Origin of the sequence: Luteibacter rhizovicinus, assembly GCF_004342265.1 — a bacterium.
GTDB lineage: Bacteria > Pseudomonadota > Gammaproteobacteria > Xanthomonadales > Rhodanobacteraceae > Luteibacter > Luteibacter rhizovicinus_B.
This window is the reverse complement of record NZ_SMCS01000001.1, coordinates 72,334-97,559: the sequence shown is the minus strand read 5'-3', so window position 1 is coordinate 97,559 and position 25,226 is coordinate 72,334. Positions and strand designations below refer to the sequence as shown.

The following is a 25,226-nucleotide window of genomic DNA, read 5'->3' as shown; positions in this document are numbered from 1 at the left end:
CATGCCGCGCTTCAACCGGCGGCGGCAGGAACCGTCGTATCCGTTACTTTCCGGATTCCACCACACCTGCCCGGATCGCGCGTAGCTTGGCCTTCAACCGTGCCTCGTCATCCGGCCCCAGGCGAAGCATGAACTTCTGCCCGGCCGACAACGCCTGCAACGACGGATCGGCGAACTCGTAGCGCAGCTTCGGCTGCACCAGGACGACGGGCCCCTTCGGCTCGGGCGCCGCCAGCAGATGATCGATCACCGCAACGAGCCGGTCGTTGAAATAGCCATCCGGATAACCGAGATCGCGATACGACTGCTGAAACAGCGGGTAATACCGCTTGTACCACCCGACCAGCGCACCGGTATCGATCTTCTCCGCGACATACATATACGTCGCGTAACGATCGGCATTCTTGCCCGATGTCACCATCTGTCCGTTTCCGTCGTGCCCTACGACAAACGAGCCGGTCGGCGTGCGCAACGGCAACACGTTCAGACCCACGCTCTGTTTCGGTAAGGCATCGATCGTGGCAACGATCCGGGGAATGACGTGCTCGGGAACAAGCAGCGCCTTCAACGCACCATCGCCGCCCAGCGCCATCAGCGACTGAATCACGGCGCTATCGCTGTCGCCGAGCGCAGGCAGCGCCGCGGTCGATGCGCCTGCGGGAGCCGCGCCCAGCGGATGCTGGACCGCGGATGCGGAAGAAGGTATCGACGTCGAAGCGGCGGAAGGCAATGCAACGGCGGCTTCCTGAGGCTTAGCCGCTTTCTCTTTCTGCCAGACCACGAACCCGGCGCCGATGGCGGCCAGCACGACGACAACCCAAAGAACACGCGCAACACCTGACGACTGCTTATTCATTCCACTTAACCTGCTTTGCGACTAGCAACCTTGCTCTGACTGGGCGTAACGCCAATGGTTCCGCAACGTCAAACGCACAAGAACGCCAACCATAGCGGCCAAGGGCATGTAACACCACCCTCATGCCCCCTCGCATTCCGTCCTGAAATCGTATTAGTCTGAACTCGCCGACCGTCCCCACCGGTCCGGCAATCCCACATCGCAAGCTCGTCCAGGAGGAAGAACCATGGCTTTCTCTGCTCGTGTCGACAACGCTCCTATCTCAGGCATCAACGTCACGCCGCTCGTCGACGTGCTGCTCGTGCTGCTGATCATCTTCATGATTTCCGCACCGGTCATCGCCCACAAGGCGACGGTCGACCTGCCGCAAGCATCGCAGCAGGCGAAGCTACCGACCGTCGAACCCATCCATCTGGCAATCGAAGGCGACGGCGTTCTCTACTGGAACGACACGCCTATCAGCGAGGCCCAACTGGACACGCAGCTCACCATCGCCGCGGCACAAGCGGAACAACCTGCATTGCAGATCGACGCCACCGACAGCGTCGCGTACGAGACCGTTGCCCGCGTACTTACCGATGCGAAGGCGCACGGTATGGGGAAGATCGACTTTATAGGCCGCGATTAGCCACGCGCTTCACTGTGCGATTAGTCCCGCGCCTCACTGTCCTTGTAGGAGCGCTCTCGGGCGCGGTCTCTACGGGGCGTGGATTTCGGCGCTTCTGTCGTGAGGGAAAGCATCGCAACGTGCGGCGATGAGGCAAAGGAAGCCGTGGCCACCCATGTCGCGGCCCCGGCTTCCTTCCGATCGGTGGGAAAATCCTGGGGTTATGAGCCGTTTGCGCGCGTGATGCCGACGACCACCTCACGACGTCGTCTTCCTCACCGTCACCCCGGCGTACGCCGAGGTCCGCAGCGACCACGTGGGGCAAGATCCAACGCTGAGGTTTTCGCTTAAAAGCGGCCATCGCCCTCGCGACCACCGACCACCTCGCCGCGGATTCCGGCGTGCGCCGGAATGACGGTGAGGGGTGAGGTGGCGCGAGGCATTGTCAGCGGTTCGCTTTGCTCGTTAGCTCTGCATGCCCATCGCCTCAGCGCCCGGCGGAACCAGCCGCCCCCTCGCCGGGCCCGGTAGGAGGGCGAGGCTGGTCGGGCGGGTAGGCCCCGAAGGGGGGAAGGGGCAGGACGCCCCTTCCTTCGTGTGCGGGCAGGAAGCCCGCTCACGAAGCCCCGCCAGTCCACCCGCGTCGCGCAGCGACCGCCCGACGTGGGCCCGGCGAGGGGGACGGCTGGTTCCATGCGACGACGCCCAGAATGACGACGCTCTTCAAGCGAATAACTGGTCAAACACGGCGCAAAAGCGCACGCGGCTTACATGTTGCGCCGATACTCCCCACCCACGTCATACAAAGCATGACTAATCTGCCCAAGCGAGTTGTTCTTAACGGCATCCATCAACTGCTCGAACACATTCCGCCGATCGCGCGCAGTACTCTGCAACCGCTTCAGGCTCTCCGGGGCAAGCGAGTTACGGGCACGACCATAAAGCAACACGTTATCGATCTGCTGTCCCTTCTCTTCCTCGGTAGAACGAATCAACTCGATCTCCGTGGAAATTTCGCCACCATGATCCTTCGGCAGGAAGGTGTTCACACCAATAAGCGGCAACGAGCCATCGTGTTTCTTATGCTCGTAATACATCGATTCTTCCTGAATCTTTCCGCGCTGATACATCGTATCCATGGCGCCCAGCACACCGCCGCGCTCACTGATGGCTTCGAATTCCTTATAGACAGCTTCTTCGACCAGATCGGTCAGCTCGTCGACAACGTAGCTGCCCTGCCACGGGTTCTCGTTGAAGTTGAGGCCCAGTTCACGATTGATAATCAGCTGAATTGCGACCGCGCGGCGCACGCTCTCTTCCGTCGGCGTGGTGATGGCTTCGTCATAGGCATTCGTATGCAGACTGTTGCAGTTGTCGAACAACGCATATAGCGCCTGCAACGTCGTACGAATGTCGTTGAACTGGATTTCCTGCGCGTGCAGCGAACGGCCGGATGTCTGGATGTGGTACTTCAGCATCTGGCTGCGCGCGCTGGCACCATAGCGTTCGCGCATGGCGCGGGCCCAGATGCGTCGCGCGACGCGACCGATGACCGTGTATTCCGGGTCCATGCCATTGGAGAAGAAGAACGACAGGTTGGGCGCGAAGTCGTCGATCTTCATACCGCGTGCGAGGTAGTACTCGACGATGGTGAAACCGTTCGACAGCGTGAAGGCCAGCTGGCTGATCGGGTTCGCACCGGCTTCGGCGATGTGGTAACCGGAGATCGATACCGAATAGAAGTTGCGTACTTTGTGGTCGACGAAGTACTGCTGGATGTCGCCCATCATGCGCAGCGCGAACTCGGTGCTGAAGATGCACGTGTTCTGCGCCTGGTCTTCTTTCAGGATGTCCGCCTGCACCGTGCCGCGTACCGTGGCCAGTGTATAGGTCTTGATGCGGGCATAGGTTTCGGCGTCGACGACTTCTTCGCCGGAAACACCCAGCAGGCCGAGGCCCAGACCGTTGTTACCTTCCGGCAGACCGCCGTGATAACGCGGGCGGTCGCCATCCGGATAAAGTGCAGCGATGTGCGCGTTCGCGGCTTCCCAGCGCGCGGGCTCTTCGTTGAGGTATTTCTCGACGTTCTGGTCGATCGCGGTGTTCATGAACATCGCGAGGATGATCGGCGCGGGACCATTGATGGTCATGGACACCGAGGTCGACGGCGCGGACAGGTCGAAGCCGGAGTACAGCTTCTTCATGTCGTCCAGCGTAGCGATGGAAACACCGGAGTTGCCGATCTTGCCGTAAATGTCAGGACGCGGCGCCGGGTCTTCGCCGTACAGCGTGACCGAATCGAATGCCGTGGACAGACGCGCCGCGGCGCCGCCCAGCGACAGGTAATGGAACCGGCGGTTCGTACGTTCCGGCGTGCCTTCGCCCGCGAACATGCGGGTCGGATCTTCACCGGCGCGGCGATACGGGAATACGCCGCCCGTATATGGGTAGTGGCCCGGCAGGTTCTCGCGCATCAGGAACGAGAGCAGTTCGCCCCAGTCCTTCGTCTTCGGCGGCGAGACCTTCGCGATTTTCTGGTGGCTGAGCGACGTGCGATAGTTTTCGACGCGGATGACCTTGTCGCGCACCTGGTATTCGTTGAACTCGGCGGTGACGGCCTCGAAGCGAGCCGGCCATTCGCGCAGCAGCGAAATCGCTTCGCTGGTAAGTTCGCGAACCGCTTCGTTGTAGCGCTGGCGCAGCGTCGACAACGAACGGTCGCCTTCGACGTTCAGCGATGCGTGGTCGTAAAGATCCAGTGCGCGCGGAACGCCTTCGTCCCCGATGTCCTTCAGCGATTCGTAATAATGCTGCGCCTTGCTGGCCGCTTCGGCCTGCTTCGCGATACCGCCGTTGACGCCCCTACCCTGCTCGGCGATTTCCGCGAGGTAGCGCACGCGGTTACCCGGAATAAGCACGGTCGCGCGGGGCTCGCGCAGCGTTGTGTCGACATCGGGCGACCAGTTTTCGACCGGCAGGTGCAGCTTGTCGCGCATCAGGCGGCAGAGGTTGGCGAACATCCAGGTCACGCCCGGGTCGTTGAACTGACTGGCGATCGTGGGATAGACCGGCACGTTTTCGTCGGCCATCTGGAAGGCGGTGCGGTTGCGCTTCCACTGCTTGCGCACGTCGCGCAGCGCATCTTCCGCGCCGCGCTTGTCGAATTTGTTGAGCACCACGAGTTCGGCGAAGTCGAGCATGTCGATCTTCTCGAGCTGACTCGCAGCGCCGTATTCGCTGGTCATGACATAGACCGGGAAATCGACGAGGTCGACGATTTCGGAATCGCTCTGGCCGATGCCGGCCGTCTCGACGATAACCAGGTCATAGGCCTGGCTCTTCAGGAAATCGATGCAGTCGTGCAGCACGATGCTGGTCGCGGCGTGCTGGCGACGCGTCGCCATAGAACGCATGTAGACGCGCGGGCTGCGCAGCGAGTTCATGCGGATGCGGTCGCCGAGCAATGCGCCGCCGCTGCGGCGGCGCGTCGGATCGACGGCGAGTACGGCGATACGGATGTTCGGGAAAGCGTGCAGGAAGCGCAGCAGCAGTTCGTCGACAACGCTGGACTTGCCCGCGCCGCCCGTACCGGTCAGGCCGAGCACCGGCGTTTTGCCGCCGGCAAGCGCCCATTCCTTGCGCAAGCGCGCAAGCTCGGCTTCCGGCAACGCGTCTTCTTCGATAGCCGAAAGCATCGCGCCCACGGAAATCTCGTCGTCGATGTTCGCCGTGACGGGCGCGGGCGGCGCGTTCTGCGCGCGGCGATCCACGGCGGCGCGGGTGCGCGACATCACGTCTTCGATCATTTCGACGAGGCCGAGCTTCATGCCGTCGTTCGGATGATAGATGCGCTCGACGCCATAGGCCTGCAGTTCGCGGATTTCTTCCGGCGTAATCGTGCCGCCACCGCCGCCGAACACGCGGACATGACCCGCTCCGCGCTCTTTCAGCATGTCGACCATGTACTTGAAGTACTCGACGTGGCCGCCCTGATACGACGACAGCGCGATCGCATCGGCGTCTTCCTGCAACGCCGCGCGCACGACGTCTTCCACCGAGCGGTTATGCCCGAGGTGGATCACCTCGGCACCCTGGCTCTGGATGATGCGTCGCATGATGTTGATGGCGGCGTCGTGGCCGTCGAACAGACTCGCCGCGGTTACGAAGCGCAATGGTGTCGCCTCCGTCTGCGTGCTGCTGGCGGGGACGTGCTTGGGCTGCGAACTCATGGCGACTCCGGGACTACCGATGCGGGGAACCGGCTGATTGTACCGCGCGGGTTTCCCCGCGCTTTTGCGCAGTGCAGCGTAATCGTTACGCGGTCCCGAACAGGAACGGCATCGCGACGTTGACGACATCGACATCGTCGACAATTTTTCGATGCCCCAGACCATCGGTCCGGATCAGCCGCGCGCCCGGCCACAGCTTCGCGTACAGCTCGCCTTCGGCCACCGGGACGTCGCGATCCTTCGCATCGTGGAATATCAGCACTTTCTGCCGGCGATGCGGCGCGTGGCGTTCGATATGCAGCGCTTCGATGGGAACCTGTGTCCGGTCCGACAAAGCCTTGTGCAGCGCGGGTCGCAGCCGTTCGGCAAGGCGCACGAAACGCGAGAACCGGCGCGTCGCGGCCTGGGGATCGGCGGCGGGAGCGATCAACACGACCTTTTCCGCGGTCCAGCCATCGTCCAGCGCCAGCGTGACGGCCGCTCCGCCCAGGGAATGGCCGATCACGGCCGCGGCATCGCCATAGTGGCGTCCCACCTCGCGCACGGTGCGGGCAAAGTCCGGCAACGTGCACAGCGAACCGCCGCTGTGTCCATGGGCGGGCTGGTCGAACGCCACGACGGCCCAGCCCATGGCGGACAGCAGCGCGGCCCATTTTTCGAAGCGAAGTCCGAAACTGGACCAGCCGTGCACCAGCAAGGCATAGGGCTGTGTCGCGGGATCGCCCCAGACGTAGGTCGCGATCGATTCGCCGTTCACCGCGATCGTCTCGCGACGCATATCGGGCACGTCGGGCGCGGCGGCGGCGCGGGCCCTGCTGCTGGGCAACGGCGTCTGGAACAACCGTGCCGCATGCGCGACCGTGCGTTCGGGCGCGACAACACTGCCGATACGGTAGGCGGCTCGCAGCCCGAGCAGGGTCGCGATGTCGCGAAGCCGGAAGCGCGGTGCGGGTTTCGTTTTCGGGGACGGGATCGGAGTCATATGCCAAGCATTGTGGGGGCAGGACGTGGTGCGATACAGCGGTGCCGCACGACCGTCACAAACATGAACGAAGCGCCGGGCGTATCGTCAACGGGTAGCGGCCGCCGCCGTTTTCGATCCTGACTCCGCATTCGCGGACGTAACGAGGAGCGATTCGCAATGACCACGTTGACCCGGAAACTGGCCCTTCTGGCGGGCCTTGGCCTCGCGGTCGGCGCGACCGCCTATGTGCCGCCCGCCGCGGCGCAAGGTTATGTGTCGGTGACTGTCGGCACCCGTCCACCGCCGCCGCGTTATGAACGCAGGCCGCCCCCGCGTTCGGGTTATGTCTGGGCACCCGGATACTGGAACTGGGCGGGCGGGCGCTATATCTGGATCGGCGGACGGTGGTACGGCTCGCGTCCGGGCTATATCTATCGCCCGCCCGTGTATCGTCCGTACGGCCACGCATGGCGTTACGAGCGCGAGCGCTGGGACCGCGATCCGCAGTGGCGCGGGCGCCGCTAACCCCGGGTTGTTGCGGCGCACCTACACGACGCGCCTTCAGGTACTAAACTACGCAGCTGAACACCTCGCCCCGGCCCTTGCTGGGGCGAGTTTTTTTGAGCGGTCCATCTTTGCCGGCGGTCCCCACCACCGGTTTTCACCTGCCAGCGGCCTTATGCAACGCCGCCGAATGTTTACTGGAGTCTGCGTTCGATGATTTTCGAAACCATCGCCAATACGGGTCACGAAGAAGTCGTCTTTTGCCATAACAAAGACGCGGGCCTGAAGGCCATCATCGCGATCCACAATACGGTGCTCGGCCCCTCGCTGGGCGGTCTGCGCATGTGGCCGTACAAGACCGAGCAGGACGCGGTCAACGACGTGCTGCGTCTGTCCCGCGGCATGACCTACAAGAACGCCGTGGCCGGCCTGAATCTCGGCGGTGGCAAGGCCGTCATCATCGGCGATCCCTCGAAGGACAAGTCCGAAGCGCTGTTCCGCGCGTTCGGCCGCTTCGTCAACTCGCTCAACGGTCGCTACATCACGGCCGAAGACGTCGGCATCGACGTCAACGACATGGAATACGTGTTCCGTGAAACCGAGTACGTCACTGGCGTGCACCAGGTCCACGGCGGCTCGGGCGATCCGTCGCCGTTCACCGCGTTCGGCACGCTGCAGGGCCTGATGGCCGCGCTGCAGTTCAAGCACGGCAACGAAGACGTCGGCAAGTACAGCTACGCCGTGCAGGGTTGCGGCCACGTCGGCAGCGAGTTCATCAAGCTGCTGCGCGAACAGGGCGCGAAGGTATTCGTCACGGACATCAACAAGGATGCCGTGCAGCGTTGCGTCGACGAACTGGGCTGCGAAGCCGTGGGCCTGGACGAAATCTACGACGTCGACGCCGACGTCTACAGCCCGTGTGCACTGGGCGGCACGCTCAACGAGCAGACCATCGACCGCATCAAGGCGAAGATCGTCTGCGGCGCGGCGAACAACCAGCTGGCCACGGACGCCATCGGCGACGAACTGGCCCGCCGTGGCGTGATTTACGCTCCGGACTACGCCGTCAACGCCGGCGGCGTGATGAACGTCTCGCTGGAAATCGACGGCTACAACCGCGAGCGCGCGATGCGCATGATGCGCACGATCTACTACAACGTCGGTCGCATCTTCGAAATCTCGGCCCGCGACAACATCCCGACCTACAAGGCCGCGGACCGCATGGCCGAAGAACGTATCTCCGCCATCGGCAAGATCCGTCTGCCGCACATGGGCAACGGTGCGCCGCGCTTCCAGGGCCGCATGCGCGGTCAGTAAGCGGAAAGTAAAGTAGCTGACGAAGGGCCGTCGGAGCGATCCGGCGGCCCTTCTGCTTTACACTTCCCGCCACACAGGAATCCCGCCATGGCAGATACCATCCTCGTCACCGGTTCGAGCCGCGGTATCGGACGCGCTATCGCTTTGCGACTGGCCACCGCCGGATACGACATCGTCCTGCACTGCCGCTCGCGTCGCGACGAAGCCGAAACCGTACTGGCGGACATCGTCGCGCTGGGTCGCCAGGCTCGCATCCTCCAGTTCGACATTTCCGACCGCGCGGCATGCGCGGCCGCGCTGGAGGCCGATGTCGCGGAGCATGGCGCTTATTACGGCGTGGTCTGCAACGCCGGCCTGACCCGTGACGGCGCGTTCCCCGCGCTGACCGGCGACGACTGGGACCAGGTACTGCGGACCAACCTGGACGGTTTCTACAATGTGCTGCACCCGCTGATCATGCCGATGATCCGTCGCCGCGCACCGGGTCGCATCGTATGCATCACATCGGTGTCCGGCATCATCGGCAATCGCGGCCAGGTGAATTACAGCGCGTCGAAAGCCGGTGTCATCGGCGCGGCGAAAGCACTCGCCGTCGAACTCGCCAAGCGGAAGATCACCGTGAACTGCGTCGCCCCGGGACTGATCGACACCGACATGGTCGACGGCGAACTTCCGCTGGAGGAAATCCTGGCGATGATCCCGATGCAACGCATGGGTACGCCGGAAGAAGTCGCCGCGGCGGTGCAGTTTCTCGTCGGTCCGGATGCGGGGTACGTCACCCGGCAGGTCCTGGCGGTCAACGGCGGACTGTGCTGAAACTTTCGCTTCGTTTGCAGGAGCGCTCCAGAGCGCTCCTACACGGTAAGCTGGGGCATGCCATTCAAGTTGCGACAGCGGATTTCTTCGATCGCCGAATCCGATCGGCTCGCGGATGTCGTGCGCGTATTGCTGGCGCTGTCCGGCGTGCTGGCGTGGTGCGTGCTGCATGGTCCCCGCTCGGCCGCGATTCCCGCGCTGCTCGGCGTCATCGCCTGCGCGCTGGCCGAAACGGACGATGCCTGGCGCGGGCGCCTTCGCGGACTCGTCGTGACACTCTGTTGTTTCGCGATCGCCGCGGCCACCGTGCGCTGGCTGATCGCATGGCCGTGGCTTTTCGCGCTGGCGTTGCCGGTCGGAACGTTCGCGCTGGTCATGCTCGGAGCCGCCAGCGGCCGTTACGCCACCATCGTGGCCGCGACGCTCATCCTCTCGGTTTATACGATGATCGATGCGGACGCCGCCGGCCCCACGGGTGGCAACTGGGTCGGCACGGTCCATATTCTCGCCGGCGCCGCGTGGTATGGCGCGCTGTCGCTCCTGTGGAGCGTATTCGCGCCGCAACGCGCCGTACGGCTGGCCCTCGCCCGCGTATTCGAGGCGCTGGCCGCGCAGATGGAAACGAAGGCCGCTCTGTTCGAGCCTGTTCACGACCTGGACCGTCACGCGCTGGAAATCGAGCTCGCCCATCGCAACGGCCGCACGGTCGACGCCATGAACGAAGCGCACGGCGCCCTGCTCGATCGCATGGGCCGACGCCAGCCGCGCGGCCGGACGGCGCAGCGGTTGCGTCTTTACTTCACCGCGCAGGATATACACGAGCGCATCAGCTCCACCCACTATCCCTACGAAGCGCTGGTGGATGCGCTTTTTCACAGCGACATCATGTTCCGCTTCGGCCGGCTATTGAGGTTGCAGGCGCAGGCCTGCCATACCCGCGCGGACGAAGTACGCCGCACCTTGCCGCCCGGCTCGCTGGCACTGCCGCATGGCGCGCTGGACGATGTCCGTGCCGCGCTCGCTCACGGCCAGCCTCGCGAACCGCGCATCGACGAAGCCCTTGCCGGTCTGCTACGCAATGTCGAACGGCTTCAGTCGTCGCTCGAAACCGAGAGCGAAGGTCTGCGGGATACCGATTTCGGCCTGCGCAATTACGACCCGCCGACATGGCGCGAGGCGGTCGCGCGCATCCGCGTACAGACCACGCGCCGGTCGATGCGTTTCCGGCATGCGGTGCGCCTCGCCGCAGGCATGCTTGCAGGCTATGCGCTGCTGCTGGCCGTGCATCCCAGGCACGGCTACTGGATCCTGCTGACGACGCTTTTCGTATGCCAGCCTGGCTACGGCGCCACGCGGCGCCGGCTGGGCCAGCGCATTGGCGGAACGATGCTCGGGCTGATCGCCGGCTGGGCATTTCTTCGCCTGTTACCGGGAGGCGACTGGCGGCTTCCCGTCACGATCGTTTCCGGCGCTGCGTTTTTTGCCTTCCGTCACAAGCGCTATACCGTCGCCACCGCCACGATCACTCTTTTCGTCGTGCTGTGTTTCGACCAGATCGGCGCGGGATACGACGCCATCGGCCCACGCCTCCTCGACACCGTGCTCGGCTCGGTCATTGCCGCGGCGGCGCTTCATTTCGTGCTGCCCGACTGGCGCGCACGCCAGCTCGAAGACCTGCTGGCCGATGTGATCGATGCGGACGGGGCCTACCTGCGCCATATCGCCAACCAGTACGTCGGCGGCAAGGTCGACGACCTGCCCTACCGTGTCGCCCGTCGCGATGCCCATAACGCCCATGCCGCGCTTGCGGGGTCGGTGACCGAAATGCTCGCCGAGCCGGTGCATTCGCGCGAGCGGAGCGAGGTCGTCCTGCGGCTGGTAACGGAGTCGCAAACCACGCTCGCGCATCTGTCGACGCTGGGCGCGCATCGCGAGGCGTTGACCCCGGGGGCTGAGGCAGAGTCGACGCTCGCCGACGCGGAACGGCTCGCGGCCGCGTTCGGTACGCTGGCCATGTCGGCACGGACGCGCACGCCGCCACAGCCACTGACCCAGTCGGCATGGATGGCGGAACTCGAATTGCGCGCGGAACGCCGGTCGGGGACGGAACGCCTGATTACCCAGCAATGCCTGCTGCTGGCGCGGGACGGCGACCGTTTCGCGGCCCTTCTGGCCGAGATGTAGCCTGAATGCGTTGTGCGTTGCGCCAAGGATTGCCACCGCCGCCGCGTTACGATGGGTAGCTTTTTTCTTCCTTCCGGAGTTCTTCCATGCGTCCGTTCCCCCTCGGCGACGACCTCGACACCCTGCGTGAAAGCGTCCATGCCTTCGCCGAAAAAGAAATCGCGCCGCGCGCGGACCGGATCGACCGCGACAACCTCTTCCCCGAAGACCTCTGGGCCAAGTTCGGCGACATGGGCCTCCTTGGCATCACCATTCCCGGCGAATACGGCGGCAGCGACCTCGGTTTTCTCGCACACATGGTCGCGATGGAAGAGATCTCGCGCGCCTCGGGCTCGGTAGGTCTTTCCTATGGCGCGCATTCGAATCTGTGTGTGCAGAACATTTATCACAATGGCAACGACGCCCAGCGCCGGAAGTACCTGCCGAAACTGTCCAGCGGCGAATGGATCGGCGCGCTGGCGATGAGCGAGCCGGGCGCCGGTTCCGACGTAGTCGGTTCCATGAGCTGCCGTGCGGAACTCGTCGGCGACGTATGGGTGGCCAACGGTTCCAAGATGTGGATCACGAATGGTCCCGATGCGAACGTACTCCTCGTCTATATGCGCACCGCGCCGCGCGCCGCGGGCAGCCGCTGCATGACGGCCTTCATCGTCGAAAAGGGCATGAAGGGTTTCTCGACGGCGCAGAAACTCGACAAACTCGGCATGCGCGGTTCCAACACCTGCGAACTGGTGTTCGAAAACTGCGAGATTCCGGCGGAGAACATCGTCGGCGAGGTCAACGAAGGCGTGCGCGTTCTCATGGGCGGTCTGGACACCGAGCGGCTGGTGCTTTCCGGCGGTCCCATCGGACTGATGCAGGCGGCCCTGGATCTCACGCTTCCGTATATACGCGAGCGCAAGCAGTTCAACGCGCCGATCGGAACGTTCGGCATGATGCAGGCGAAGGTCGCCGATATGTATACGGCGCTGCAGTCCTCGCGCGGTTTCGCTTATATGGTCGCGCAGCAGTTCGACACGGGCATCAAGTCGCGTATCGATCCTGCGGCATGTCTGCTCAATGCCTCGACCAATGCGGTCAAGGTGGCTCTCGAAGCCATTCAGGCGCTGGGTGGGAATGGGTACATCAATGAGTTTCCGGCGGGACGCATCTTGCGCGATGCCAAGCTCTATGAAATCGGCGCCGGTACGAACGAGATTCGCCGCATGCTGATCGGGCGCGAGTTGTTTCACGGGAAATCGTGATCGTTGGCGTTGCGCTCCGTGCGGAGCGCAACGCCAATGTCGCTACCAAACCATCCGGAACGTAGCACTGGCCGAACGCGAATTATCCCGATCGGCCAGTCGCTGATCGACGTTGAAACCGAATTGCGTGCGCGGGCTCATCTGCCAACCCAACGTGACGCCCGCCGTTCCCGCGCGGCGCGACAGGCCGATGCCTTCGACGGGTGCCCATTGGGCGATACCCGTATAACGCGCCGAGAACACTTCCCCGCGCGTCGCGAATGCGTTCTGCCACCCCAGTCGCGCATCCAGACGAATCGTGCCCCACGACGTCAGCCACGAACGCCCACCGCGAACGCCGATGCCGGCTTGCCAGCGCGACGTCGTCTGCGCGTTGGCGCTCAGACCGAAGCCGTCGCCGCCCGATTCCTGAAACGCCGAGCGACGGATGCTGGCGTACTGCAGATTCATGAACGGCATGAACGCGAATGCATTCGTGTCGGCGCGATAACCGAATTCGCCATAGGCGACGTTGTAGCGACCGGTCGCATCGCTGCCCACGAACGCGGCCTGCTCGCCGAGTTGCAGCATGCGTTGCATGTTTTCCCGGTAGCTGCCGAAACCGACGCGGCCAACGCCATACCAATGACTGCCACGCGTACCCGCGTAGAACATGCCTTCGGTACCGCGGCTGCGGCTGCGATCGGCACTATCGGCAAGCTGACCGATGCTGCTGCTCTGCCCGATGGCCATGCCCGCGAAACCGGAATTGCCAAGGCGGATGTCGCTGCCTACGAGTCCGCCGTCGAGGGCAAAACCCACGTTTCCGAAACCGCCGCGGCTCAGGCTGCCCTGATGACCGAGCGACTGCATCCACGCGCCGCCACCGGACATCTGGTCGAAATGCGCCATCAACGCATCGTTGCTGGCGTCGATGCCCGCGAACGTCACCGCGGTACTCGCGGCATGGAGCTGCCCGGACAACGATTCCAGCGAGGCCTGCGCTACCCGCGTCGTCGGCGACTGCTGGATGCTGCCAGCGGCGAGCAACAGTTTCTGGTCCAGCGACGCCGTGCTGGCGGACGAACCGGCGAGGTTCTGGTTGATCTGCTGGAACGCGCCGTCCAGACGCTGCGCGGATGCGAGCGCGACCGGCGAGGCGGACATGCTCTGCGTCGCCACTTGCGTCACGCTGAGCGACGTCGTGTCGACCCAGACTTCGGTCGGCAGATAATTGAGCGTACTGCTCAGGAAAACGCCTTGCGCAAGGCTCGTCGAAGCGAATTTCCCCTGCACGCCCTTGCCTGCGGTAAGCACGGACTGGTGCGACGTCACGACGTATCCGGGTACCGCACCGGCCACCTGAAAGTCGCCGTTGAGCGTCGCGGCACCGCCGACCAGAAGCGGCGCACCCAGTTTCTGCGATAACCGACCGGCGGCACCCTGCGTGTAATCGCCACCGACATGCACGGCGACATTGTCGGTTTGCAGCGTGCCCGAATTCGTCACGCTGCCACCGATATCGCCACGGGCGATCGCCGTCGATCCCAGAATGCCGAGGACGCCGGGCAGCGCCTTGCGGGCATCGAGGATGGCACCGCCCGTGACTGCCGTGCCGCCCAGATAGGTGTTCTGCCCCGAGAGCGTCAGCGTGCCGGGACCATTGACGCTGAGCTTGCCTGCACCGGAAATATCGTTGGCAAACTCGGCATTGCGGCCACCCATGTCGGCGTTGAACGTGCCCCAGTCCAGTTTCGCGGGGCCGCGGACGGCGCGTCCCACATCCAACGAGCCATAGCCGAACACGGCATCGGGACCCGCGGCACCCAGATCGTCGGCCGTACCGAGGATGATCTGCCTGACCGCGTCATTGGAAAAGGACGGGAACGCGCTCCAGACCACGGCGACGGCGCCCGTCACCTGCGGCGCGGCCAGGGAGGTCCCTGTCCAGATCGCATACGACGGGTTAGCGGAGGTGTCTTTGGTGCCTGTCGTGATGACCGAGCCGGGAGCGGCGAGGCAATAACTCATCGCGATCCCGCAGCGATTCGAGTACGACGCCAGTTGGGTCGGATTGTTGCTGTCGAGGGCGACGACGGTAAGCCAGCCGGTCGCCAGGTCCGGCGCGCGCGAAGGAAGCGCGGCGACATCCGAAGGATTGGGCTTGCCGTCGTTTCCGGCGGCGAACACGACAAGCCCCTTGCTTACGAAGAGCGCATACGCGTCGTGGAAACTTTTCGTCGTCGCCGCATCCGTGGCATCCCAGTAGAGCCCACCCCACGAGTTATTCATGGCCCGCACGCCGGCGTTGTACAGATTGACGTTCACCGTCTGCAACGGGTCGGCGGACGTCACCTTGGTGCCCTGACCCGAACCGTCGTCCGTCGGCGCTTTGTCGCTGACGATGCGCGCGGAAATGATCTGCGCGTCCGGGGCGATGCCGCCGGGAAACTGACCGAACGGCCGGCCTGCCGCGATCTGCGCGACGGCGGTACCATGACCGACCACATCGTCGACACCGAGGTTATTGGTCGACGGGTCGACGTAGTTGAGGTTGGAAATAACCCGTCCCACCAGCGAGGGATGCGTCCGCGTCACGCCGCTGTCCACGATACCGATGGTCACGCCCTGACCCGTAAAGCCAGCGGCGTGAGCCGCGGTGGTGTTGGTCAGCCGGAGTTGCGCATCCAGGGGCGGCTGGACGGGAGGCGGCGTCGGGTTGGTCGGCGGCGCGGGCGTGGAGGGTGTCGAAGGCAGCCCGACCGGCCTGGTAGCGCCGCTACCACCTCCGCCGCACGCCGTTACACCGAAAGCGACACAGATCGCCAGCGTCAATTCGCGGCGGCGCGGTGCAATCACTACGTTCACTAGTGTTTCCCCAGTTCGACATCAATGTCCTGCGCTGGCATCACCTCCGCGCCCGCGCCCCTGCTCGGATGTTGCCACAGGGCGAGGGGGAGAAATGTCGAAGAATCGGCAGCCTGACGTCCGGACTTCCTTCCACCGTTTGCCCGGACCCTTCCCCCGCTGCGATACTCGCAAAGTTACCCGCGTGAAAAAGCGCGGCCACCCGAGTCCCACGGAGTCCCCATGTCCGACGCCAGCGTTGTCATCGCGGGTGCCAAGCGCACCGCCATCGGTTCCTTCCTCGGCCAGTTCACCGGCGTTCCCACGCCGAAGCTCGGCGCCATTGCCATTCGCGCCGCGCTGGAACAGTCCGGTATCGACGGCAAGGACGTCAGCGAAGTCATCATGGGCTGCGTGCTGCCCGCCAACCTTGGCCAGGCGCCTGCCCGTCAGGCGTCCCTGGAAGCAGGCCTGCCGACCGCCGCCGGCTGCACCACCATTAATAAGGTATGCGGTTCGGGCATGAAGGCCCTGATGCTCGGTCACGATCTGATCAAGGCGGGCTCCGCCACGGTGGTGGTCGCGGGCGGCATGGAGTCGATGACCAACGCCCCGCACATGGTCAATGCACGCACCGGCATCCGCTACGGCGACGGTCAGCTCGTGGACCACATGGCATGGGACGGCCTCACCAATCCGTACGATGGCAAAGCCATGGGCGTGTTCGGCGAAGGTTGCGCGGACAAGTACCACTTCACCCGCGAAGAGCAGGATGCCTACGCCATCGAATCCGTAAGGCGCGCACAGGCCGCTCAGCAGTCGGGCGCGTTCGCTTCCGAAATCGTCCCGGTCACCGTGCAGGGTCGCAAAGGTAGCCAGGATTTCGTGGAAGACGAACAGCCCAGCCGTTCCGATATCGCAAAAATCTCCACGCTGAAAGCTGCCTTCCGCAAGGAAAACGGCACGATCACCGCTGCCAGCTCCTCCAGCATTTCCGATGGCGCGGCCGCGCTGGTGCTGCTCGAAGCCGGCGATGCGAAGGCACGCGGTATCGAACCGCTGGCCCGCATCGTCGCCCATGCCACCCATTCGCAGGAACCGGAATGGTTCACCACGGCGCCTGTCGGTGCGATCCAGAAGCTGCTGGCCAAGGCAGGCTGGACCGCCGACGACGTGGATCTTTTCGAGATCAACGAGGCTTTTGCCGTGGTTCCGATGGCGGTTATGCGCGAAATCGGCATCCCCCACGAGAAGATCAACGTCAACGGCGGTGCATGCGCGCTTGGCCATCCGATCGGTGCCAGTGGCGCCCGTATCGTGGTGACCCTTCTCAATGCGTTGACAGCCCGTGGGGCAAAAAGGGGCGTCGCAGCCCTTTGCATAGGCGGTGGCGAGGCGACAGCCATCGCTATCGAGCGTCTGTAAACAGGGGGCCGATTAAGTTCGGCTTTGCGATAAATAGTGCACGCCAGAGTTTAAACAAAGCGCGTTGGGTAGCGGGCTTTAATGCCCCCTGAAGCGACCACGGTAAATAAGTGGCGAAGTATGAACGACTGCGCTATTAATACGCCCGCCTAATGGCATTCCACGGCTAAGGAGAAATAAAAATGAATTTGACGCGTACCCTTCTCGCCTCTGCGCTCGTCGCGCTTCTGGCAGCTTGCAGCAACGGCGCGCAGGATTCCGCGCAGGACGCCCAGAAGCAGGCTGCTGATGCTCAGCAGCAGGCTGACAAGGCTCAGCAGGCGGCTGACTCGGCAACGAACCAGGCAACGACCCAGGCTGCTTCGCAGGCCCAGGGCGCTGCCGACCAGGCCAAGGACGCTGCTGGCCAGGCTCAGGCCGCTGCTGCCGGTGCCGCTTCCACGGCCGGCGCTGCCGTCGACCAGGCGAAGGACGCCGCTTCCAACGCTGCAGACGCCGCCGGTAAGGCTGCGGATCAGGCGAAGGACGCTGCTTCGAACGCTGCCGACGCCGCCAAGAAGGCTGCGGACGACGCCAAGAAGAACTAAGGCTTCCGCCTCCGTTCTTGCTGTATTGAAACCGGCCGCCCTTGGGCGGCCGGTTTTTTTGTGCCGTCTGCTTTCTGTAGGAGCGAGCCTGCTCGCGAAAACCCGATCGCGACATCGCACAGCCGATGCTCCACGCAAGATTGCTTTCGCGAGCAGGCTCGCTCCCACAGAGAGCCATCGCCGCATCGGGTTGTGCAACCGCAGCGTTAGTCCGTTCCCCCACCCCGCTATCATGGCCGTTTAGCCCCATCGCGACCGACCATGCCTATCCTTACGTCAGCGCTCGATCCCCGTTCGCCCGATTTCCAGTCCGCCAGCCTGCGCCTGCGCTCGCTGACCGACGATCTTCGCGAAACGCTGCGAAAGACCGCGGAGGGAGGTGGAGCAAAAGCTCGCGAAAAGCACGAGGCCCGCGGGAAATTGCTTCCGCGCGAACGTATCCGAGCCCTGCTCGACCCGGGCTCGCCGTTCCTTGAAATCGCACCGCTCGCCGCGCACGGCATGTACGACGGTGCCGCGCCGGCCGCCGGTCTCATCGCGGGGATCGGCCGGGTCATGGGACAGGAAGTGGTGGTGCTTGCGAACGACGCCACGGTCAAGGGCGGCACGTACTTCCCGATGACGGTGAAAAAACACCTGCGCGCGCAGGAAGTGGCGATGGAAAACCGTCTGCCCTGCGTGTATCTGGTCGATTCGGGCGGCGCGTTCCTGCCGCTGCAGGACGAAGTATTCCCCGACCGCGAGCACTTCGGCCGCATCTTCTATAACCAGGCGCGCATGAGTGCGCAGGGCATCGCGCAGATCGCCGTCGTCATGGGTTCCTGCACCGCCGGCGGCGCCTATGTGCCCGCCATGAGCGACGAAACCATCATCGTCCGCGAGCAGGGCACGATCTTCCTGGGCGGTCCGCCGCTGGTGAAAGCCGCTACCGGCGAAATCGTCGATGCCGAAGCACTGGGTGGCGCGGATGTGCATACCTCCATATCGGGTGTGGCCGATCATTTCGCCGAGAACGACACGCACGCGCTGTCCATCGCGCGCGACATCGTCGGCAGTCTGAATCGCGTCAAACATGTACCGCTTGCCGTCCGTCCGGTCATCGCGCCGCGTTACGCGGCCGACGAGCTTTACGGCGTGATTCCCGAAGACACCCGCCGTCCGTTCGATATCCGCGAGATCATCGCCCGCATCGTCGACGACTCCGAATTCCACGAATTCAAGGCCCGCTACGGCAAGACGCTGGTGACCGGATTCGCGCACATCCACGGCTATCCGGTGGGTATCGTCGCCAACAACGGCATTCTGTTCGGCGAGTCCGCACAGAAAGGCGCGCACTTCATCGAACTGTGCAACCAGCGCAATGTGCCCCTCGTTTTCCTGCAGAACATCACGGGTTTCATGGTGGGCCGCAAGTACGAGAACGGCGGCATCGCGAAGGACGGCGCGAAGATGGTCACCGCCGTCGCCTGTTCGCACGTGCCCAAGTTCACCGTCGTCATCGGCGGCAGCTTCGGCGCGGGCAACTATGCCATGTGCGGTCGCGCGTATGGCGCTCGGTTCCTGTGGATGTGGCCCAACGCCCGCATCAGCGTCATGGGCGGCGAACAGGCCGCTTCCGTGCTGGCCACCGTCCGCCGCGACGGCATCGAAGCCGGCGGCGGCCAGTGGAGCGCCGAAGACGAAGAAGCGTTCAAGGCCCCCATCCGCGAACAGTACGAACACCAGGGCCACCCGTACTACGCCAGCGCACGCCTGTGGGACGACGGCATCATCGACCCGGCCGACACCCGCCGCGTACTGGGCCTGGCGATTTCGGCGTCCCTGAATGCCCCGATCGAACAGGGCAGGTTCGGCGTGTTTCGTATGTAGGCGCACGAAAACAGGCGAGACATCGCATTAGGTGCGACCGCTAAGTCACTGCCCCATCGACATTCCTTGTCGCCGTGCTAACCTCGGCGACCCATGTCCGAGTACGACGACCGCACGGCCCCGCCCATCCTCACACCGTCCGGTCTGAACCGGCTGGTGCGCGATCTGCTGGAAGACGCGCTGCCGATGGTGTGGATCGAAGGCGAGCTGTCCAACGTGGCGCGTCCCGCCTCCGGACATGTCTACTTCACACTGAAAGATGCCAGTGCGCAGGTCCGTTGCGCGATGTTCCGCACGGCCGCATCTCGTCTGCGTTTTCGGCCGACGGATGGCATGCACGTACTGATCCGCGCGAAGGTCGGACTGTACGAAGCTCGCGGCGAATTCCAGCTGGTCGCGGAGCATATGGAGCCGGCCGGCGAAGGTGCCCTGCAACGCGAATTCGAACAGCTCAAAGCGCGCCTTGGTGCCGAAGGCCTGTTCGATCCCGAACGCAAACGCCCCCTGCCCGCCTTTCCCCGACGTATCGGCGTGATCACCTCGGCCTCCGGTGCCGCCGTTCGCGATGTCCTCAGTGTTCTCGGACGTCGTCTTCCCATCGCCGAAGTCGATGTGCTGCCCGTGCCGGTACAGGGTCGCGAAGCGCCGCCCGCTATTGCCACGATGCTGCGACGCGCATCGGCCAGCGGCCGCTACGACGTATTGCTGCTCACCCGTGGCGGCGGCTCGCTGGAAGATCTCTGGGCGTTCAACGACGAAGCGGTGGCGCGCGCCATCCATGCCAGCGCCGTGCCTGTCGTATCCGCCGTAGGACACGAAGTCGACTTCACCATCGCCGACTTCGTCGCCGACCTGCGCGCCGCCACGCCGTCCGCCGCCGCCGAACTCCTGGTGCCCGACGCGGACGATCTGTTCCGTCGACTGGATCGGCTGCGCCAGCGCATGGCCACACTCATATCGCGCCGGTTGCAGGCGCAGGCGCAACGCGCCGATCACCTGCGGGCACGACTGAACGCACAACGTCCGCAGGCGCGTCTGGCTCGCGACGGTCAGCGACTGGAAGCATTGCGGCAGCGTCTGCTCATATCCTTGCGCCAGGCCAACGCGCTGCGCTCCGCGCGACTGGACCGGCTGCACGGTCGCCTGATCGCACAGCATCCCCGGCAGAAACTCACGCCCTGGCAACGCCGCATCGTCGAACTGCGCCAGCGCATGCAATCCGCCATCGAGCGCCGGCTCGAACGCGATCGGCTGCGTCTGGCGCAGCAGGCACGCACGCTCCATGCGGTGAGCCCGCTGGCTACGCTGGAGCGCGGTTACGCCATCGTGCTCGACGAAAACGAACGCGTGGTTCGCCGCGAGGCGGATGTCGCCCCGGGCGAATCGCTGCGGGTCATGCTGGGCGAAGGGCAGATCAAGGTGGTCCGCAAGGATTAGCCTGTCACACTGGCTGAACGATCGCTCCCCGATCATTCGCGCATCCCGAGTCCCGTTCCCGCGAGGCAGACATGCTCGACAAAAGCTATCCCTATTACGTGGCTAACAAGCCATACGCTCCCAATACCGATCTCGCGGTCACCGACAAGTATTCGGGCGACATCGCGACGTACGTAGCCATGCCCGACGCCGCGGCCATCGAAAAAGCTATCGCCGCGGCGCAGGCTGCCGCGGCTCCGATGAAGGCGTTCAAACCCTACCAGCGACAGGCCGTACTCGAACACTGCGTGCAGCGCTTCCGCGAACGCAAGGACGAACTGGCCTATGCGCTATGCGTCGAAGCGGGCAAGCCGATCAACGATTCCATCGGCGAAGTCACCCGCCTGATCGAGACGTTCAAGATCGCTGCGGAAGAAGCCGTCCGTATCAACGGCGAGACGCTGAACCTGGAAATTTCCGCGCGTACGGCCGGCTATCACGGCTATACGCGACGCGTCCCGCTCGGCCCCGTCGCCTTCATCACACCTTTCAATTTTCCGTTGAACCTCGTCGCGCACAAGGTCGCGCCAGCCATCGCCGCGGGCTGCCCCTTCGTGCTGAAACCTGCCGAACGCACGCCGCTTGGCGCGCTGATCATCGGACAGATTCTCGCCGAGACCGACCTTCCCGAAGGCGCGTTTTCTATTCTGCCACTGGAAGGCAAATCGGCTTCGCCGCTGGTCACCGATCCTCGCCTGAAAATGCTTTCGTTCACGGGCGGACTGATCGGCTGGGACCTGAGGGCGCAGGCAGGACACAAGAAAGTGACGCTGGAGCTGGGCGGCAACGCGGCATGCATCGTGGACGCCGACCAGCGCGACCGCCTCGACAAAGTCGTGGAGCGACTGGTCTTCGGTGCGTTCTATCAATCCGGCCAGAGCTGCATCAGCGTGCAGCGCATCCTTGCCCACGACGATATCTACGACGAACTGAAACAACGCTTCGTCGCAGCGGTCAAGACATTGAAAGCCGGCGACCCGAAAGACAAGGACACCTTCCTCGGCCCGATGATCGACGAGAAAGCCGCGATGCGGCTGGAAGCGTGGGTCGCGGAAGCGCGTGACAGCGGTGCGACCATTCTTTGCGGCGGCGGTCGCAAGGGCGCGATGCTGGAAGCCACCGTACTCGAGAACGTGCCGCACGATGCGAAGGTGCAGCGACAGGAAGTATTCGGTCCCGTCGCCCTCCTCCAGCGCGTGCGCAGCTTCGACGAAGCACTGGCCGTTGCCAACGACTCGGACTTCGGCCTGCAGGCGGGCGTATTCACCAACGACCTGCGGCATGCGATGCGCGCCTGGGACGAACTGGATCAGGGTGGCGTCATCGTCAACGACGTACCGAGCTTCCGCGTGGACAACATGCCTTACGGCGGGTCGAAATCCTCGGGACTCGGGCGCGAAGGCGTGCGTTACGCGATCGACGACATGAGCGACATCCGGCTGATGGTGATTCGGGACGTCTGACGCAGAACCTGAGACCGACGGACGTTACGCTTGGGTCCGTAAAAGCATTCGGAACCGATCATGGCTACGCTCGTTTTCCTGCACGGCTGGAGCGTCACCGACACATCGAGTTACGGCCAGTTGCCGGCCGCGCTACGCGATCGCGTAGCGCAGGCCGGCGGTTCGCTGACCGTCGTCGACATCCATCTGTCCGAATACGTCACCTTCGTCGACACGGTCACGCTGGACGATATCGTCCGTGCGTTCGATCGCGCCCTGCGCGGACTGGCACTACCGGACGGCCAGTTCGACTGCATCGCGCATTCGACCGGCGGCCCGATCGTCCATGCCTGGCTGCGTGCGCAACGCGACCGCCCGGCCGGCTACGCGCCGCTGGCGCTGCGTCATCTGGTGATGCTTGCGCCGGCGAACTTCGGGTCCGCCCTTGCCCAGCTGGGCAAAGGTACCCTCGGACGTCTGAAAGCATGGTTCGGCGGCGTGGAGCCGGGGCAACGGATACTGGACTGGCTGGAACTGGGCAGTCCCGAATCGCTTGCGCAGAATGTCGACCTCATCCACAGCGCGGACTTCGCCGCGTCGGGCACGTATCTGTTCGTGCTGATCGGCGACCGGCCCGACCGCAAACTCTACGATTACATCAACTCCTATACCGGCGAGGATGGATCGGACGGCGTCGTGCGACTGGCCGCCGCCAATCTCAACGCGACCCATGCGGTGCTTTCGCAGGACCCGCTGACGAACCGTCTTATCGCAACTATCACGCGCGCACCGCGCACGGCGTTCAAACTGCTGGCCGGCCTGGCGCATACGGGCGATCGCGGCATCATGGCCGGCGATCCGACCCCACCGCTTACCGTCGACACAGTGATGCGCTGCCTCGCCGTCTCCTCGCCGGCCTCCTATGCCGCCCTTTGCGCCGCGTTCTCCATCGAGAACGCGCAGCGCGACGCCGACAAGGTCGAACTCGAACCGGCCGGCCTCTTTTCTCCGCGCGTCCATATCCACGATCCGCGCAGCATGCTCATCGTGCGTCTGGCCGACGATCGCGGCGAGTCGTTATCCGATACGCAATTCCAGCTGACCGCCGGGTCGGATGGCAGCAGCAACGAACTGCCACAGGGTTTCATGATCGACCGGCAGGCCAATTCGCGCAGTACGGGCGTGGTGACGTTGTTTCTCAATCACGGCGTTCTTGCTGGCGACGGTCCGGTGATGGATCCGCGCGATCAGCGAAAGGTTCTGCGGAAGGCGATAGGGGCCCATCGCCCCTATGGCGCACGCGCGGAGCCGAAGGATATCGACGGACTGGTTCATCATCTGGTGGCCGCAACGGCTACAACGACCGATCTGTTCGATGCGATCGGTCCGCACGAAACGACGGTAGTCGATGTCGTACTGGCGCGCCGCGTGAAGGAAGGCGTGTTCCGCTTCACGTCGAACCTGACGCCGGAAAGTTTCCAGAACCCAGTCGACGGCGCCGACATATAACCTGTGGACCTGTGGACCTGTGGACCTGTGGGAGCGCGCCTGCGCGCGAAAGCCAACGGAGCGTAGATGCCGTACGCGACATCCGCAGCCAGGAGATCGGGCTCGCGAATGTGAGCACCCAGCTTCCTCGCTCCGTTGGCTTTCGCGCGCAGGCGCGCTCCCACAAAAAGCCAGGAGCCAGAAGGCCATAAAGCCCGACGAATGGTGACCCCGGCCCGATTCGAACGGGCGACCTACGCCTTAGGAGGGCGTCGCTCTATCCAGCTGAGCTACGGGGCCAAGGTGCGAAGGATAGCGGGGACGGGCCCGGGACGAAACCACGGGGCCGGGTTCCGGGAATTTACTTACGCAGGATCGGCCGCCGCTTCCGCCAGCCGAAACATCGCGGGCATGCCGGTTTGCCCGGAATAAGCCGCGACACGCTCCCTGCCCGACCGGGATGTACCTAGCAAATTCACGCGTATCGCCCAAGTAAATATGCGCTACCGAAGAACTATGCCCGCGCGCAATAGTTCTGGCGTCGAGCAGTCGTGCACCACCGGACGCGCTTCGTTCATTACCAGGCAAAGGGCTACCGCACCGGCTTGACCAAGGTGGGCATTCCCGGCTCGGAGGTCGGTTTGCAGGCAGAAGATCCGACGATCGCGGAACTGCTCAAACCATTGGGTTACGCGACCGGACAGTTCGGCAAGAACCATCTTGGCGACCTTAATAAATACCTGCCTACCGCGCACGGATTCGACGAGTTCTTCGGCAACCTTTATCACCTGAACGCCGAGAAAGATCCCGAAGACATCGACTATCCGGATTCGCCGAACTTCAAGAAAACGTTCGGCCCGCGTGGCGTCATCCATAGTTTCGCGGTGGCAGAAAGAGGCCACGTTCACACTAGACGACGCACTCGCGAAGATGGCGAAGGTGGCTTCAGGCAGTTGATGCCCCGCGAAACCGCCGACCGATAAGGATAAGGGCGCTTCGGCGCCCTTATTCGTGGAACGGGCGCACCACCGCTATCAGTGAGGCCTTGCACCGAACGGCAGCTCCTCGAGCGGCCGCTTCACGTCGCCGCCAAACAAGCGCCGCACACCGTCCGCGCCTTCGACCGTCACCAACGCCGTAAGCGCCTCGTTCCCGGCGTGGACAGCCTCGTGCACGGCGTATCGCAGCGCATCCACGCGCGAAGGAAACTGGCCCACGAGGCGATCGTCCCGCCGGACATCCCAGGCCAGGTTCTCATTGGGGCGGTAAGGAACTTCGAAAACGACCGTCTGCATGGTTATCCCTGTTCACAGAGTCAGGGTCCAGCATGAACCTGCGACTGTCATGGGCCGGTAACGCCACGGCGGGCGGGTTACGACGTCACGACGACAT

The 25,226-nt window shown here is 64.0% G+C and carries 18 protein-coding genes and 1 tRNA gene; 13 read left to right on the top strand and 6 right to left on the bottom strand.

Translation table 11 applies throughout. The annotated features are described in order from the left end of the window. Positions 1-43: 43 nt before the first annotated feature. Positions 44-856: a DUF3014 domain-containing protein gene (locus EC912_RS00380; protein WP_132141169.1), complete on the bottom strand. Its 813-nt coding sequence runs from the start codon at positions 854-856 to the stop codon at positions 44-46. 226 nt (positions 857-1,082) lie between these two features. Between EC912_RS00380 and EC912_RS00375 the strand changes: the two genes are divergently transcribed. Further along, on the top strand, positions 1,083-1,484 hold the full coding sequence (locus EC912_RS00375; RefSeq protein WP_132141168.1) for an ExbD/TolR family protein: 402 nt from the start codon (positions 1,083-1,085) through the stop codon (positions 1,482-1,484). 746 nt (positions 1,485-2,230) lie between these two features. Here EC912_RS00375 and EC912_RS00370 read toward each other — a convergent pair. Both EC912_RS00370 and EC912_RS00365 read right to left on the bottom strand, forming a co-directional pair. Beyond that, positions 2,231-5,692 (bottom strand): methylmalonyl-CoA mutase family protein, encoded by a 3,462-nt coding sequence (locus tag EC912_RS00370; protein ID WP_132141167.1) that lies wholly within the window; start codon positions 5,690-5,692, stop codon positions 2,231-2,233. Between the two features lie 85 nt (positions 5,693-5,777). Beyond that, positions 5,778-6,674, bottom strand: a complete 897-nt coding sequence (locus tag EC912_RS00365) for an alpha/beta hydrolase (protein ID WP_132141166.1) — start codon at positions 6,672-6,674, stop codon at positions 5,778-5,780. 159 nt (positions 6,675-6,833) lie between these two features. On the opposite strand from EC912_RS00365, the gene EC912_RS00360 reads away from it, so the two are divergent. The 5 genes from EC912_RS00360 (at position 6,834) to EC912_RS00340 (ending at position 12,721) form a co-directional block, all read left to right on the top strand. Next, positions 6,834-7,181 carry a YXWGXW repeat-containing protein gene (locus EC912_RS00360; protein ID WP_132141165.1) on the top strand — a complete coding sequence of 116 codons (348 nt, stop codon included), beginning with the start codon at positions 6,834-6,836 and terminating at the stop codon, positions 7,179-7,181. A gap of 192 nt (positions 7,182-7,373) precedes the next feature. Continuing rightward, entirely contained in the window at positions 7,374-8,477 is a 1,104-nt protein-coding gene (locus tag EC912_RS00355; protein ID WP_132141164.1) for a Glu/Leu/Phe/Val dehydrogenase dimerization domain-containing protein, read from the top strand. 87 nt (positions 8,478-8,564) lie between these two features. After that, entirely contained in the window at positions 8,565-9,293 is a 729-nt protein-coding gene (fabG, locus tag EC912_RS00350) for a 3-oxoacyl-ACP reductase FabG (RefSeq protein WP_132141163.1), read from the top strand. A 57-nt stretch (positions 9,294-9,350) separates the two neighbouring features. After that, positions 9,351-11,477 (top strand): YccS family putative transporter, encoded by a 2,127-nt coding sequence (yccS, locus tag EC912_RS00345; protein WP_132141162.1) that lies wholly within the window; start codon positions 9,351-9,353, stop codon positions 11,475-11,477. Between the two features lie 86 nt (positions 11,478-11,563). After that, the gene (locus tag EC912_RS00340) at positions 11,564-12,721 is read left to right on the top strand and encodes an isovaleryl-CoA dehydrogenase (RefSeq protein ID WP_132141161.1); all 1,158 of its coding nucleotides are present in this window, start codon (positions 11,564-11,566) and stop codon (positions 12,719-12,721) included. A gap of 42 nt (positions 12,722-12,763) precedes the next feature. Here EC912_RS00340 and EC912_RS00335 read toward each other — a convergent pair whose 3' ends face one another. Continuing rightward, positions 12,764-15,568: an autotransporter serine protease gene (locus tag EC912_RS00335; protein WP_132141160.1), complete on the bottom strand. Its 2,805-nt coding sequence runs from the start codon at positions 15,566-15,568 to the stop codon at positions 12,764-12,766. A 222-nt stretch (positions 15,569-15,790) separates the two neighbouring features. On the opposite strand from EC912_RS00335, the gene EC912_RS00330 reads away from it, so the two are divergent. The 6 genes from EC912_RS00330 (at position 15,791) to EC912_RS00305 (ending at position 23,855) form a co-directional block, all read left to right on the top strand. Beyond that, complete coding sequence (locus tag EC912_RS00330; RefSeq protein WP_132141159.1) at positions 15,791-16,972, top strand: thiolase family protein; 1,182 nt, start codon at positions 15,791-15,793, stop codon at positions 16,970-16,972. A 182-nt stretch (positions 16,973-17,154) separates the two neighbouring features. Continuing rightward, a complete protein-coding gene (locus EC912_RS00325; RefSeq protein ID WP_132141158.1) occupies positions 17,155-17,559 on the top strand; it encodes a hypothetical protein in 405 nt (134 codons plus the stop codon). 261 nt (positions 17,560-17,820) lie between these two features. Further along, positions 17,821-19,428, top strand: coding sequence for a carboxyl transferase domain-containing protein (locus tag EC912_RS00320; protein WP_132141157.1), 1,608 nt, complete (start codon positions 17,821-17,823; stop codon positions 19,426-19,428). Positions 19,429-19,521: 93 nt separating this feature from the next. Continuing rightward, positions 19,522-20,865, top strand: a complete 1,344-nt coding sequence (gene xseA, locus EC912_RS00315; protein ID WP_132141156.1) for an exodeoxyribonuclease VII large subunit — start codon at positions 19,522-19,524, stop codon at positions 20,863-20,865. Between the two features lie 71 nt (positions 20,866-20,936). Further along, a complete protein-coding gene (locus tag EC912_RS00310) occupies positions 20,937-22,367 on the top strand; it encodes an aldehyde dehydrogenase family protein (RefSeq protein ID WP_132141155.1) in 1,431 nt (476 codons plus the stop codon). 60 nt (positions 22,368-22,427) lie between these two features. Beyond that, positions 22,428-23,855 carry a phospholipase gene (locus tag EC912_RS00305; protein ID WP_132141154.1) on the top strand — a complete coding sequence of 476 codons (1,428 nt, stop codon included), beginning with the start codon at positions 22,428-22,430 and terminating at the stop codon, positions 23,853-23,855. Positions 23,856-24,057: 202 nt separating this feature from the next. Here the strand turns inward: EC912_RS00305 and EC912_RS00300 are convergent. Then, a tRNA-Arg gene (locus EC912_RS00300) sits at positions 24,058-24,134 on the bottom strand. A 251-nt stretch (positions 24,135-24,385) separates the two neighbouring features. Between EC912_RS00300 and EC912_RS00295 the strand changes: the two genes are divergently transcribed. Continuing rightward, a complete protein-coding gene (locus tag EC912_RS00295) occupies positions 24,386-24,817 on the top strand; it encodes a sulfatase-like hydrolase/transferase (protein WP_243649092.1) in 432 nt (143 codons plus the stop codon). Between the two features lie 51 nt (positions 24,818-24,868). Here EC912_RS00295 and EC912_RS00290 read toward each other — a convergent pair whose 3' ends face one another. After that, complete coding sequence (locus tag EC912_RS00290; protein WP_132141153.1) at positions 24,869-25,129, bottom strand: hypothetical protein; 261 nt, start codon at positions 25,127-25,129, stop codon at positions 24,869-24,871. Positions 25,130-25,226: the final 97 nt, after the last annotated feature.

What these genes read in the sequence shown, in the direction of transcription:
- EC912_RS00375 (WP_132141168.1), top strand. Translation starts at nt 1,083, where the DNA reads ATGGCTTTCTCTGCTCGTGTCGACAACGCTCCTATCTCAGGCATCAAC.
- EC912_RS00365 (WP_132141166.1), bottom strand. Translation starts at nt 6,674, where the DNA reads ATGACTCCGATCCCGTCCCCGAAAACGAAACCCGCACCGCGCTTCCGG.
- EC912_RS00380 (WP_132141169.1), bottom strand. Translation starts at nt 856, where the DNA reads ATGAATAAGCAGTCGTCAGGTGTTGCGCGTGTTCTTTGGGTTGTCGTC.
- EC912_RS00310 (WP_132141155.1), top strand. Translation starts at nt 20,937, where the DNA reads ATGCTCGACAAAAGCTATCCCTATTACGTGGCTAACAAGCCATACGCT.
- xseA (WP_132141156.1), top strand. Translation starts at nt 19,522, where the DNA reads ATGTCCGAGTACGACGACCGCACGGCCCCGCCCATCCTCACACCGTCC.
- EC912_RS00290 (WP_132141153.1), bottom strand. Translation starts at nt 25,129, where the DNA reads ATGCAGACGGTCGTTTTCGAAGTTCCTTACCGCCCCAATGAGAACCTG.
- EC912_RS00355 (WP_132141164.1), top strand. Translation starts at nt 7,374, where the DNA reads ATGATTTTCGAAACCATCGCCAATACGGGTCACGAAGAAGTCGTCTTT.
- EC912_RS00325 (WP_132141158.1), top strand. Translation starts at nt 17,155, where the DNA reads ATGAATTTGACGCGTACCCTTCTCGCCTCTGCGCTCGTCGCGCTTCTG.
- EC912_RS00370 (WP_132141167.1), bottom strand. Translation starts at nt 5,692, where the DNA reads ATGAGTTCGCAGCCCAAGCACGTCCCCGCCAGCAGCACGCAGACGGAG.
- EC912_RS00320 (WP_132141157.1), top strand. Translation starts at nt 17,821, where the DNA reads ATGCCTATCCTTACGTCAGCGCTCGATCCCCGTTCGCCCGATTTCCAG.
- EC912_RS00330 (WP_132141159.1), top strand. Translation starts at nt 15,791, where the DNA reads ATGTCCGACGCCAGCGTTGTCATCGCGGGTGCCAAGCGCACCGCCATC.
- yccS (WP_132141162.1), top strand. Translation starts at nt 9,351, where the DNA reads ATGCCATTCAAGTTGCGACAGCGGATTTCTTCGATCGCCGAATCCGAT.
- EC912_RS00360 (WP_132141165.1), top strand. Translation starts at nt 6,834, where the DNA reads ATGACCACGTTGACCCGGAAACTGGCCCTTCTGGCGGGCCTTGGCCTC.
- EC912_RS00340 (WP_132141161.1), top strand. Translation starts at nt 11,564, where the DNA reads ATGCGTCCGTTCCCCCTCGGCGACGACCTCGACACCCTGCGTGAAAGC.
- fabG (WP_132141163.1), top strand. Translation starts at nt 8,565, where the DNA reads ATGGCAGATACCATCCTCGTCACCGGTTCGAGCCGCGGTATCGGACGC.
- EC912_RS00305 (WP_132141154.1), top strand. Translation starts at nt 22,428, where the DNA reads ATGGCTACGCTCGTTTTCCTGCACGGCTGGAGCGTCACCGACACATCG.